We start from the raw sequence: 12,428 nt of genomic DNA on the forward strand, positions 1-12,428 counted from the left end.
ATGGTTTTTGGCATGAGCCAGACCATCTCCCCCCCGCTGCTGAGCGCTCCGATTCCCACGCAGTCGCGCCTGTCGTTCTGCGAAGCCACCCCGCGCGACCTCAAGCGCTGGATCGCCGGCCTGCCCAAGGCCAACATCGGCGAAACCGCCCGCCAGTTGTACCAAGGCCTGGGCGAACTCAATCAATTGCTGACCCCGAGTGACAATCGCCTGCAACTGCTGGAGCTGCTGCGTCCCGAGGTGTATTTCGTCTGCCAGCATCTGGAACGGCACTTCCTGCATCAGGCGATCATGCTCGATGACCGTTCGCGCAAGATCAGCAACCTGTGTCAGGCACTGCAAAGTCAGTTGGCCATCGGTTACAAACAGATCGTGCTGCGCATCGTGCCCAAGTACCACAAGGATCGTGCGGCGCTGGTCAGTCAGGCCCTGCAACGCGCTGCGCATGCGCTCAAGGGACAACTGCTGCGCGCCGCGCAGCTGTATAGCCCGGCGCCGGAACAACTGTGGTTCGAGCTGCATCAGTTGTATCGCTGCGCCTGCGGCTTGCAACTGCAACAGCGTCGGGTGCACGACGACCTGGCGAGCCTGACCACCGAGCTGAGCCTGGAGCAGACCTACATCGCCGCGCTGCTGCTGGGCAGCGCTCGTTGCAACCAACTGCGGCAGAACCAGATCGCCCGACTGGCTGAGGTGCTGGAGCCGTGGAGCGCCCTGCTCAGACTGCATCCCGGCAGCCCGGACGACGGGCTGTTCGCCATCTGCGCCGATCTGGACACCGGCCCGCGCTACCGCAGCATGTTTCGCAAGGAACAACAGGGCACCCTGCTCGGCGTCAATCCGCAGCCGCTGGTGAATGTCATCGAAGCGCATTTACTGCATCAGGAAACATCGACGCCACTGCCCGTCCCGTCGGGACTGAGCCTCGACACCCTGCAGCATCTGCACGCCAGTTGGGGCCAGACCGCCGAGCGCAGTTTTCAGCGCACCCCCGGCCAGGGCAACCTGACCGTGTGCGTCGGCATGAGCGCCCTGCACTTCTACTTGGGCGGCGAACGTACCTTCAGCGAGCTGCTCAAGCATCCCGGTGCCCGTGCAGCGAACTTCAGCCGCGCCGTGGCCAAGGGCGAAAAAGACAGTTGGAGCCAGGCGTTCGACGCCGCCCCGCAAAACAGCGCTGAGGAATTTCTGCCGTACGAAGAGATTCAGTACGACCATATCGGCGAAGACGACAGCACAGCCGACCACACTCCGCACTACCCGACTTACACCTTGCCGGTGATCAACCATAGCCCCGGAGGTTATTGCCTGGGCTGGCCGAACGAGGTGCCCGCCGAGTTGCAGGCCGGGGAGATGGTCGGGATTCAGGACAGTTCGAATCAAGGCTGGAGCATTGCGGTGGTGCGCTGGATTCGTCAGGTACGCGGTGGCGGACCGCAAATGGGCCTTGAGCTGGTGGCGCCGCACGCCGAGCCCTGCGGTTTGCAACTGGTGCGTTCGCGGGACGATCACAGCCACTACTTGCGAGGCCTGCTGCTGCCCGAGATCAGTGCCATCGACTTGCCCGCGACCTTGCTGGCCCCGCGCCTGCCGTTTCAGGAAGGCAATAAAGTGCTGATCAACACCCATGGCGAAGAACACCGCGCCGGGCTGGATCGACGGGTGGCGAGCACACACAGTTTCAATCAGTTTGCCTATCGCACGCTGGAAGCCGCACGCAATGGCGGGGGCGAGGAGGATTTCGACTCGTTGTGGAAATCGCTTTAAAGCTTTAAAGAAACTGTGGCGAGGGAGCTTGCTCCCGCTGGACTGCGCAGCAGTCCCACTCTTTTGAGTCAAAGAGCAGGGCCGCTTCGCGCCCCAGCGGGAGCAAGCTCCCTCGCCACAGAGGCCGCCTCAGGCTCAGAGCTGCCCGTCGCGATCGCGAAAGCCCAGCAGATACAGCACGCCATCCAGCCCCAGCGTGGAGATCGCCTGTTTGGCCGACTGCTTGACCAGCGGCTTGGCGCGGAATGCCACACCCAGACCGGCAATCGCCAGCATCGGCAGGTCATTCGCACCGTCGCCGACGGCGATGGTCTGCTCCAGACGCAAGCCTTCCTTGTGCGCCAGTTCCTTCAGCAGATCCGCCTTGCGCTGGGCATCGACAATCGGTTCGATCGCCACGCCGGTGCACTTGCCGTCGACCACTTCCAGTTCGTTGGCGAACACGTAGTCGATGCCAAGTTTGGCCTGCAACTGTTTGGCGAAGTACGTGAAGCCGCCGGACAGGATCGCGGTCTTGTAGCCCAGACGCTTGAGTTCGGCGAACAGGGTTTCGGCACCTTCAGTCAGGCGCAGCGAGGCGCCGATCGAATCCAGTACGCTGACATCCAGGCCTTTGAGCAACGCCAGGCGCTCCTTGAAGCTGGCGCGGAAGTCCAGTTCGCCCGCCATCGCCCGCTCGGTAATGGCCGAGACTTGCTCGCCGACACCGGCGGCCTTGGCCAGTTCGTCGATGACTTCGGCTTCGATCAGGGTCGAGTCCATGTCGAACACCGCCAGACGCCGGTTGCGCCGGAACAGCGAGTCTTCCTGAAAGGCGATGTCGACGTTCAGCTCCTGCGCGACGCTGAGGAATTCGGCGCGCAGCGCCTGCGGATCAGCCGCTTCGCCACGCACAGAGAACTCGATGCAGCCCTTGCCCTTGTCCGCCGGCGTGTCCAGCGGCATGCGACCCGACAGACGGTCGATATGGTCGATATTCAAGCCATATTTGGCGGTGATCGAGCTGACCGCCTGCAATTGGCCGGCGGTCACTTTGCGGGTCAACAGGGTGACGATGTGGCGTTTCTTGCCCTGATTGCCCACCCATTGCTGGTAGTCCTCTTCGGACACCGGGGTGAAACGCACCTGCTGGTCGAGCTCGTAGCCCTTGAACAGGATGTCCTTGAGCACGGCTTTGCCTTGCTCGGAATCGGGAATCTCGACCAGGATGCCGAACGACAGGGTGTCGTGGATCACCGCCTGACCAATGTCGAGAATGTTCACACCACCTTGTGCCAGAACGCCAGTAATGGCCGCAGTCAGACCCGGACGGTCGACTCCCGTGATGTTAATCAGGACGATTTCGCGCAACGCGCACCCCCGCAACTGGAAAAAAACCGCATTCTACCCACTTTCAGTGACCATCGGGCACCGCGAGCGCTTTGCCGGTCTAGGGCCTGTCGCTATACTGCGCGTCAACTTCACGGACAAAAGAGCCGAGCTCAGTGAACCGGCCCACGCCAGTTAAAACCGATAACTTCTTCCTGCTGATCTTCCGTGCACTGCGTCATCGCCGTGTGCCGATTGCATTGCGCATTGCCAGCCATAACGTGATCCTGGTCGCTCTGGCCCTGGTGATCTATGCCGGGGTGATGGGCTTGCAGTTCAAGCAGGCCATGCACGAGCAGGCCGATGCGCTGGGCGAAAGCCTGACCACGCAGACTGCCACCTCCGCCACTGAACTGTTGGTGTCCAACGACATCCTCAGCCTCAACGTGCTGCTCAACAACCTGACCAAGAACAAGCTGGTGGCACACGCCGCTATCTATAGCGTGGACAACCGCATCCTCGCCGAATCCGGTCAGCGCCCCAAGCACAGCCTGCTGGGCGAAGCCGAGGGCATGTACGAGAGCAAGATCACCTTCCAAGACGTGACTGCCGGGCAACTGCGCATCAGCCTGGACATGGATCAGTTCCAGCAGCCGATGACCATCAGCCTGCAGAGCATGGGCATTCTCAGTGCGATCCTGTTGGCGCTGTCGCTGGCCCTGAGTCTGCGCATGGGCCGCTATCTGTCGACGCCCCTGCTGCAATTGCGCGTCTGGCTGCGCAACATCGACGAATACACTCCGGGTACCGACCGTCAGGACGAGATCGGCGATCTGGCGCGTCAGCTGCACGCCAACTTCGCCCCAGAGCCTGCGCCCAAACCCGAGCCCGAGCCGGAACCCGAGTTCGAAGACGAGGATGAGCCAGAGTTCGAAGTGCGCAACCTGCGCGACCCGAGCTTTGACGAAACCCGCCCGATGGCTGCGCAAAAACCTGCACCGCGCCATGTGGTCAGCACCGTTGAAGACGATGAAGACGACGACGCTTTTGCTGACCTGCGCGACGAATCGCTGGATGCAGCGCCGCAACCGATCACGCGCAAGGCCACGCCTAGTGTGCCCCAGCACAGCGCGGTACTGGCCGTGCAACTGGGCTCGCAGGAACAACTGCGGCGCCTGCCGCGTGCCCGTCTGGAAGAGTTGCTGGAGCGCTATCGCGATTGCCTCGATCAGGCCGCTTCGCTGTATCAGGGCGAGATCGAAACCCTGAACGACGGCAGCACGCTGATGCTGTTCCACACCGAAGACAGCGGTGACGACTACCTGACCAATGCGATCTGCTGCGGTGAATTGCTGCGGGCGCTGGGCCATCAATTGCAGATCGAAGTCGCCGACAGCGGTATCACCTTGCAATTGCAGCTGGGCCTGACCCTGGGTGAAGACCTGTTCGGTCTGAGCCAGATCGACTTGCTGCTGACCGACTCGGCCCAGGATGCCCTGGCTCTGTCGCAGCACAGCCGCAACCTGCTGCTGGTCGAGCGCAAGATCGGTGACGACGGGCTGATTCGCCAGCGTGCGCGGATCCGTCCGATCGCCAGCCCTGAGGGGGCTTGCTGTGTGGAGCGCTTGATGGAGCCTTATCCGTCGATGCTCGAGCGGCAACTGGCGCGGATGCATGAGCGCCGGGCGTAAGCTTCAGGCCTGATGCACAGAAGCCCGCAGACAAGTGATTGTCTGCGGGCTTTTTTGTTGCCTGTTGAAAAGATCGCAGCCTTCGGCAGCTCCTACAGTGGATTGGCGTAAATCTCTGTAGGAGCTGCCGCAGGCTGCGATCTTTTGGCGTCTGTCCGGGCCTCTTCGCGCGCACTGACGGCAAAGATCTCCAGCCCCCAGACACAACAAAGCCCGCACAAGGCGGGCTCTGGTTTGACGCTGATGCAGCCTTAGAAGCGGAACACTTCCATATCGGTACGAATCGGCGAGGCCATCGGGATCTTTGGCTGTTTCTCGGCATCCGCCGCCGGCGCTGCCGGTTTAGGCGCTGCCTTACGCGGTGCTTCGGCCACCGGCGGCTGGTTGGCCAATGGCTTGAGCGCCACCGACAACTGCTCGGCCAGACGCTGCAGCAGAATCCCCTGTGCTTGCACCTGCGAAGCCGTGGTCCCGGCATGCAACTCTTGCAGATGAACGATGCGGTTATCGCGTACCTGCCCACGACGGTCGATCAGACGCCATTGCGCATCGAGGATCGCCGGTTGTTTCTGACCGGAATCCAGTCGCGTGATGGTCAGCAATACCTGCACATCCGGCGTGAAGCCCAACGTTGCGGGTGCCAGCACCACACGCTGGCTGTCCAGATGACCCGCCACCTGTCGCATCAGCAATTGATCGATATCCGACGAAAGGCTGCCCGCCCAGCGACCATCGGTCGAGGCTTGCAGGCTGCCGTCGGGCTGGCGCTGCAGCAGGGTTTCTCGTTGCAGGTAATCGGCCACGACGATCGGGCCCAACAAAACCGCCATGCCAGCGCTTTGCGCAGGCTGAACCGGACTTCCGCTGTCCAGTTGATACAGCGACACCGGCTGGTGAACGCTGCAGCCCGCCAGGCCCAAAACGCCAGCGAGCAGGAAAATAAGAGGGCGCAGAGCAGTCATCATCCCGTCCAGGTGGCCGCCACAAGGCTGACCACAGTGAAAATACTCAATAAATATGAAGAACGCTCGGCCACGCCGGCGCTTGGAAAGGCCATATCATCCGTGAATATGCGTTCCGACTCCAGCGCCAAAGCGTCGATCTACGCGTTAAATCGTAGTTCGACGCCTCTAGAGGGGCGTTTTCGCCTAATTGAGGTTTTCGACGAGCAGCGCATCCACCCGCTGAAAGCCCCTCGGGAGTTTATTCCCGCGACGTCCACGCTCACCTTTATAGTGTTCGAGATCGTCGGCCTTCAGCGACAGGGTCCGTTTTCCGGCCTGCAGCACCAAGGTAGCGCCTTCCGGAAGTACGGCGATGTCCGTGACGTATTCTTCGCGACTGGCCACACGCTCACCGGAAATACCGATGATCTTGTTGCCTTTGCCCTTCCCTAATTGTGGCAGATCGCTGATTTTGAAGATCAGCAGGCGACCTTCGGTCGTGACCGAGGCCAGCCAGTTCTGCTCACGATCGGCCACTGGGCGCGGCGCGATGACTTTGGCGTTGTTCGGCAGGCTCAACAGGGCTTTACCGGCCTTGTTTTTGGCTTGCAGGTCTTCACCCTTGACTACGAAACCGTAACCGGCATCGGAGGCGATCACGTACAACGCATCGTCTTCGGGCATCAGCACGCATTCGAACGTGGCGCCGGGCGGCGGGGTCAGACGACCGGTCAACGGCTCCCCCTGGCCTCGAGCCGACGGCAAGGTGTGCGCGGCCACCGAATAACTGCGGCCGGTAGAATCGATAAACACCGCAAACTGGTTGGAGCGCCCCGCCGCCGAGGTCTTGAAGCCATCGCCAGCCTTGTACGACAGGCCGGTGGCGTCGATGTCGTGACCCTTGGCCGAGCGGATCCAGCCCTTCTCGGACAGCACGACGGTGACCTTCTCGTTCGGCAGCAGATCGTGTTCGGTCAGCGCCTTGGCTTCGGCACGCTCGACGATCGGCGAACGACGATCATCACCGTAGGTTTCAGCGTCTTTCAGCAGCTCGGTACGCACCAGCTTCTTCAGCTTGGCTTCGCTGCCCAGCAAGGCTTGCAGCTTGGCCTGTTCCTTGAGCAGTTCGTCCTGCTCGTCGCGCAGCTTCATCTCTTCCAGGCGCGCCAACTGCCGCAGCCGGGTGTCGAGGATGTAGTCGGCCTGGATTTCGCTGAGGGCGAAGCGCTCGATCAGCTTGGCTTTCGGATGCTCCTCGGTGCGGATGATGTGGATCACTTCATCCAGATTGAGGTAAGCGATCAACAAACCGTCCAACAGGTGCAGGCGGCGCTCGACCTTGTCGAGGCGGAATTGCAGGCGACGACGCACCGTCAGTACGCGGAATTCCAGCCATTCGACCAGCAATGCGCGCAGGTTCTTCAGCTGCGGCTTGCCATCCAGACCGATGATGTTGACGTTGACCCGGTAGGTCGATTCCAGCTCGGTACTGGCGAACAGGTGCTGCATCAGCGCTTCGTGATCGACGCGGCTGTTGACCGGAATGATCACGATGCGGCACGGGTTTTCGTGGTCGGATTCGTCACGCAGGTCGGCGATCTGCGGCGCTTTCGACGGCTTGGCCTGCATCAGCGCGGCGATCTGCTCCAGCACCTTGGCCCCGGAGACCTGATGCGGCAGCGCGGTGACGATGATGTCGCCGTCCTCGACGTGGTACACGGCGCGCATGCGCACCGAGCCCTTGCCGGTTTCGTACATTTTCAGCAGGTCGGCGCGCGGGGTGATGATTTCCGCTTCGGTCGGATAGTCCGGGCCTTGAATGTGTTCGCAGAGCTGTTCGACCGTGGCTTTCGGCTCATCGAGCAGGCGCACGCAAGCGGTAGCGACTTCGCGCAGGTTGTGCGGCGGTACGTCGGTGGCCATGCCGACAGCAATGCCGGTGGTGCCGTTGAGCAGGATGTTCGGCAAACGTGCCGGCAGCACCAAGGGTTCCTGCAAGGTGCCGTCGAAGTTCGGCCCCCAGTCGGCCGTGCCCTGGCCCAACTCGCTGAGCAGCACTTCGGAATAGCGCGACAGACGCGCTTCGGTATAACGCATGGCGGCGAAGGACTTCGGATCGTCCGGCGCACCCCAGTTACCCTGACCGTCAACCAGCGTGTAGCGATAGCTGAACGGCTGAGCCATCAGCACCATCGCTTCGTAGCACGCCGAGTCGCCGTGCGGGTGGAACTTGCCGAGCACGTCACCGACGGTACGCGCCGATTTCTTGTGCTTGGAATCGGCGTCCAGCCCCAGCTCGCTCATGGCGTAGACGATACGCCGCTGTACCGGTTTCAGACCGTCGCCGATATGCGGCAGGGCACGGTCCATGATCACGTACATGGAGTAGTTGAGGTAGGCATTTTCGGTGAAGTCAGCCAGCGAGCGGCGTTCTACACCGTCCAGGCTGAGATCAAGGGAGTCGCTCATGCGGGCCTCATCGGTTCGTTGTCTGGCGCAGCAGCATGGTGCCACCGCGCTGGGTGAATTCAAGTTTGTTCAGGGCGCTCATGCCGAGCAGCACCTGATCGCCATGCAGCCCCGGCGCCACCAGTGCGCGGACGTCCCGCAGCACGATGTCGCCCAGCTGCAGGCGCTCGATCTTTGTCCGGTAGCCCTGGCTCAGGCCGTTGGCCGTGCTCAGGGTCACACCGAAACCTTCTTCCAGTTTCAAGCGTTTGGCCAGATCCGCCGGGATCGCCACATCGGTGGCGCCGGTATCGAGCATGAACTCCACCGGCTCACCGTTGATCTGGCCACTGGCGACGAAATGCCCTTGGGCATTGCCCGCCAGTTTTACTTCGACCACGCCGTCATGCTGCTCGGACGTGACCACCACATTCGGATTCTGCTGACGCTCTTCCCACTGGCCGAAAAACCGTGTGGCCAGAAACAGCCCCGCGCACCAGGCCAGAATCATCAACACCCGGCCGGCGCGTTTGCCCGGCGGTTGCTGACTCACGGTTTGGCGCTCCAGCCACCTTCAGGCGCGGCGAAGCGCCAGACGATCGGCCGAACCTCACCGTCAGCCCGCGGGCCGAAATTATTGTCGACGCCGACCCACGCCCCCTCCGCATCAACGATCAGCGCCTCTTCCAACCCGAAGTTCTGCGAATAACGGCGGTTGGCCTGCAACAGTTCAGCAGCGTACGACCAGCAACGCTCGACCTTGGCGGTCTGCGCATCGCGCCGACAAATCTGGAAGGCGTTGCGTTCAAGGGTAAACAATTTGCCGTTGAACAACGAAAGGTCGGAAAAGTCGCGGTCGACCGCTTTGGCGTGCGGGAACTGCGGCGGCTGCATCTCCTTGCCGCCCTCGCTGAGCAGCACGCAACGACCGTCGCAATCCCACACCGTCTGCTGACGCTTGATCAGCAGCAAGCCACGGTTTTGCCGCTCGCCGGCCAGCCACATCTGATCGCCCGCCGGGTTGATCGCCAGACCTTCGAAGATCGCATTGAAATGCAGGAGCATGCCACTGGCCCGCGCTTCGCGAACCATCATCGGCGAGATCTTCAGCCAGTTGACCGGGCCGCTGACGGGCACTTGCAGGACCGCCGCGTGCCCCTCGCTGACAATGTAGCGATTGCCAGTGCTGTCGCAACTGATGCCTTCGAAATCCAGGTCGCCACCGCGCACGAACGACGCGGCCCAATTGCGCGAGCGCAACCCCCACGGCAAACCGGTCTCCGGCACTGGCGGCACGTCGATGTGCAAGGCTTCGGCCTGCCAGGCCTGATCGGCGGTATTGAGTCGGTAGATCTGATCGTCATCACGGTCCGACACCGCCCACAACTCGCTGCCACACATGGCCAGCCCCGACAGGTTGCCGCCGCGCATGCCGTCGACCGGGTGTTCAGAGAGCACGCGCAGCTCCTGCAGCGGTTCGGCCGACACGCTCATCGCACTCAGCAGCAAGGCACCCGCCAAGGCCCAGCCAAACCGCATCAGGCCAGCACCTCGGCGAGGTTGCCCTTGGATTCGAGCCAGGTCTTGCGGTCACCGGCGCGTTTCTTCGCCAGCAGCATGTCCATCATTTCCGAGGTTTGGGCAAAATCGTCGCCCAGTGTCAGCTGCACCAGACGCCGGGTGTTCGGGTCCATGGTGGTTTCGCGCAGCTGCGGCGGGTTCATTTCACCCAGGCCTTTGAATCGGGTGACCTGCGGCTTGCCGCGTTTCTTCTCGGCCACCAGACGGTCGAGAATCCCGTCGCGCTCGGCTTCGTCGAGGGCGTAGTAGATCTCTTTGCCGAGGTCGATGCGGTACAGCGGCGGCATCGCCACGTAGACGTGCCCGGCATCCACCAGCGGGCGGAAATGCTGGACAAACAGCGCACACAGCAGCGTGGCGATGTGCAGACCGTCGGAGTCGGCGTCGGCGAGGATGCAGATCTTGCCGTAGCGCAGCTGGCTCATGTCCGTGGCGCCCGGATCGACACCGATGGCCACGGCAATGTTGTGCACTTCCTGGCTCGCCAGCACTTCGCTGCCGTCGACTTCCCAGGTATTGAGGATCTTGCCGCGCAACGGCAGGATCGCCTGGAATTCCTTGTCCCGCGCTTGCTTGGCGGAACCGCCGGCGGAATCACCTTCGACCAGGAACAGCTCGGAGCGCATCGGATCCTGACCCGCGCAGTCGGCCAGTTTGCCCGGCAGCGCAGGGCCCTGGGTGACGCGCTTGCGCTCGACTTTCTTGCTCGCCTTGAGGCGACGACCGGCGTTGTTGATCGCCAGTTCGGCCAGCGCCAGACCGGTTTCCGGATTGGCGTTGAGCCACAGGCTGAAAGCGTCCTTGACCACGCCGGAAACGAACGCCGCCGCTTCACGGGACGACAGACGCTCTTTGGTCTGGCCGGAGAATTGCGGTTCCTGCATCTTCATCGACAGCACGAAAGCGATGCGTTCCCAGACGTCTTCCGGCGCCAGCTTCACGCCGCGTGGCAGCAGGCTGCGGAATTCGCAGAACTCGCGCATCGCGTCGAGCAGGCCCTGACGCAAACCGTTGACGTGAGTGCCGCCCTGCGCCGTCGGGATCAGGTTGACGTAGCTTTCCTGCACCGCGTCGCCACCTTCCGGCAGCCACAGCAGCGCCCAGTCCACCGCTTCTTTATTACCGGCCAGGCTGCCGCAGAACGGCTCGTCCGGCAGGCGTTCGAATTCGCTGACCGCGTCCACCAGATAGGAGCGCAGGCCGTCTTCGTAATGCCACTCGACTTTCTCGCCGGTGCCTTTGTCTTCGAAGCTGACCAGCAGGCCCGGGCACAGCACAGCCTTGGCCTTGAGTACGTGTTTGAGGCGGCTGATGGAGAATTTCGGTGAATCGAAATATTTCGGATCCGGCGCGAAGTACACGCTGGTGCCGGTGTTGCGCTTGCCGACGGTACCGACGATTTCCAGTTCGGTGGCCTTGAAGCCATCCTTGAAAGTCATCTGGTATTCGTTGCCGTCACGCTTCACCCGTACCCGGACTTCGGACGACAAGGCGTTGACCACGGAAATACCCACCCCGTGCAGACCGCCGGAGAACTGGTAGTTCTTGTTGGAAAACTTGCCGCCCGCATGCAGCTTGGTGAGGATCAGCTCGACACCCGACACACCCTCTTCCGGGTGAATGTCGACCGGCATGCCGCGTCCGTCGTCACTGACTTCCAGCGAGTGGTCGGCGTGCAGAATCACCTGCACCGATTTGGCGTGGCCGGCCAGGGCTTCGTCGACACTGTTGTCGATGACTTCCTGGGCGAGGTGGTTCGGCCGACTGGTGTCGGTGTACATGCCGGGGCGTTTGCGCACCGGGTCGAGGCCCGAGAGGACTTCGATGGCGTCGGCGTTATAAGAGCTAGCGCTGGGAGTGGCCATAGGGTCTCGTCGTCAGTAATTCAATGAAAAAGGGGCAAGACGTCACAGTGCGGTGAAATCGATTGCCTGATACAAATCGGCGCCAATGCCGGCAAAACTCAGCAACGCCGGCAATTGCCCGGCAAACCCTTGGAAACCATGATCGCCGCCGGCCTGAATGCGCAAGGCGCAGGCCCGGTAATACTGCTGGGCGAGGCGATAATCCAGTGTTTCATCGCCGGTCTGCAACCACACCTGATAGCGCTGCGCATCCACGGGTGCCGGCACTTCCAGCTCGGCCAGGGCCGTCACATGGTCATGGGTCAGTTCCCAGGTCTCATCGGTATACAGGTTTTTCTGCGTGCCCAGGTAGCCGTCGAACATCCGGTGCGGGCTGACCGCCGGGTTGACCAGCAGGGCTTTCAAGCCGTGGCGCTCAGCCAAGTGAGTCGCATAGTAGCCGCCGAGTGAGCTTCCCACCAGCAACGGCCGGCCCAGCTCGGCAATCGCCTGCTGCAACTGACCGATGGCTTCACGCGGGTGGTGATGCAGCGCCGGGACACGCAATTGCTCGCTCAAACCCAGCCGTTCCATCACCTCGACCAGCTGACAGGCCTTTTTCGAGGCCGGCGCGCTGTTGAAACCGTGGATATAGAGGATCGAACCGGACATTTGAGCTCCCTGGGTGTCGGCGAAAGATAGCGGAGTTTACAGGGAGTCGCGGTGGGATGGGCCATACAAATGATGTGCATGCCCTGTAGCAATGCTGCCCTCCCGGCCCCGCGACCTCCTGTAGGAGCTGCCGAAGGCTGCGAGCTTTTGATCCTGTTTTTTAAAATCAAAAG

The 12,428-nt window shown here is 62.0% G+C and carries 9 protein-coding genes; 2 read left to right on the plus strand and 7 right to left on the minus strand.

The annotated features are described in order from the left end of the window. Positions 1–12 precede the first annotated feature (12 nt). Entirely contained in the window at positions 13–1,767 is a 1,755-nt protein-coding gene (locus KVQ82_RS27815) for a molecular chaperone (RefSeq protein WP_222017005.1), read from the plus strand. Between the two features lie 135 nt (positions 1,768–1,902). On the opposite strand, the gene serB is transcribed toward KVQ82_RS27815, so the two are convergent. Beyond that, a complete protein-coding gene (gene serB, locus KVQ82_RS27820) occupies positions 1,903–3,117 on the minus strand; it encodes a phosphoserine phosphatase SerB (protein ID WP_007967407.1) in 1,215 nt (404 codons plus the stop codon). A 134-nt stretch (positions 3,118–3,251) separates the two neighbouring features. On the opposite strand from serB, the gene KVQ82_RS27825 reads away from it, so the two are divergent. Then, the gene (locus tag KVQ82_RS27825) at positions 3,252–4,766 is read left to right on the plus strand and encodes an AhpA/YtjB family protein (RefSeq protein WP_222017007.1); all 1,515 of its coding nucleotides are present in this window, start codon (positions 3,252–3,254) and stop codon (positions 4,764–4,766) included. A 251-nt stretch (positions 4,767–5,017) separates the two neighbouring features. Here KVQ82_RS27825 and KVQ82_RS27830 read toward each other — a convergent pair whose 3' ends face one another. The 6 genes from KVQ82_RS27830 to KVQ82_RS27855 form a co-directional block, all read right to left on the minus strand. Then, complete coding sequence (locus KVQ82_RS27830) at positions 5,018–5,728, minus strand: membrane integrity-associated transporter subunit PqiC (protein WP_041065754.1); 711 nt, start codon at positions 5,726–5,728, stop codon at positions 5,018–5,020. A 186-nt stretch (positions 5,729–5,914) separates the two neighbouring features. Next, positions 5,915–8,179: a DNA topoisomerase IV subunit A gene (gene parC, locus KVQ82_RS27835; protein ID WP_003221074.1), complete on the minus strand. Its 2,265-nt coding sequence runs from the start codon at positions 8,177–8,179 to the stop codon at positions 5,915–5,917. 7 nt (positions 8,180–8,186) lie between these two features. Further along, complete coding sequence (locus KVQ82_RS27840; RefSeq protein ID WP_041065757.1) at positions 8,187–8,711, minus strand: TIGR02281 family clan AA aspartic protease; 525 nt, start codon at positions 8,709–8,711, stop codon at positions 8,187–8,189. Further along, a complete protein-coding gene (locus KVQ82_RS27845; protein WP_222017010.1) occupies positions 8,708–9,697 on the minus strand; it encodes an esterase-like activity of phytase family protein in 990 nt (329 codons plus the stop codon). Before KVQ82_RS27845 ends, KVQ82_RS27840 begins: the two co-directional genes overlap by 4 nt. Then, complete coding sequence (gene parE, locus KVQ82_RS27850) at positions 9,697–11,604, minus strand: DNA topoisomerase IV subunit B (protein WP_047290962.1); 1,908 nt, start codon at positions 11,602–11,604, stop codon at positions 9,697–9,699. The genes KVQ82_RS27845 and parE overlap by 1 nt, the downstream gene beginning before the upstream one ends. 42 nt (positions 11,605–11,646) lie before the next feature. After that, on the minus strand, positions 11,647–12,255 hold the full coding sequence (locus tag KVQ82_RS27855) for a YqiA/YcfP family alpha/beta fold hydrolase (protein WP_047290961.1): 609 nt from the start codon (positions 12,253–12,255) through the stop codon (positions 11,647–11,649). Positions 12,256–12,428 lie beyond the last annotated feature (173 nt).

The sequence above is a fragment of the Pseudomonas sp. AO-1 genome, from assembly GCF_019775695.1.
In the GTDB taxonomy this organism is placed as follows: Bacteria; Pseudomonadota; Gammaproteobacteria; order Pseudomonadales; family Pseudomonadaceae; genus Aquipseudomonas; species Aquipseudomonas parakoreensis.

What these genes read in the sequence shown, in the direction of transcription:
- KVQ82_RS27855 (WP_047290961.1), bottom strand. Translation starts at nt 12,255, where the DNA reads ATGTCCGGTTCGATCCTCTATATCCACGGTTTCAACAGCGCGCCGGCC.
- parC (WP_003221074.1), bottom strand. Translation starts at nt 8,179, where the DNA reads ATGAGCGACTCCCTTGATCTCAGCCTGGACGGTGTAGAACGCCGCTCG.
- KVQ82_RS27815 (WP_222017005.1), top strand. Translation starts at nt 13, where the DNA reads ATGAGCCAGACCATCTCCCCCCCGCTGCTGAGCGCTCCGATTCCCACG.
- KVQ82_RS27845 (WP_222017010.1), bottom strand. Translation starts at nt 9,697, where the DNA reads ATGCGGTTTGGCTGGGCCTTGGCGGGTGCCTTGCTGCTGAGTGCGATG.
- KVQ82_RS27830 (WP_041065754.1), bottom strand. Translation starts at nt 5,728, where the DNA reads ATGACTGCTCTGCGCCCTCTTATTTTCCTGCTCGCTGGCGTTTTGGGC.
- parE (WP_047290962.1), bottom strand. Translation starts at nt 11,604, where the DNA reads ATGGCCACTCCCAGCGCTAGCTCTTATAACGCCGACGCCATCGAAGTC.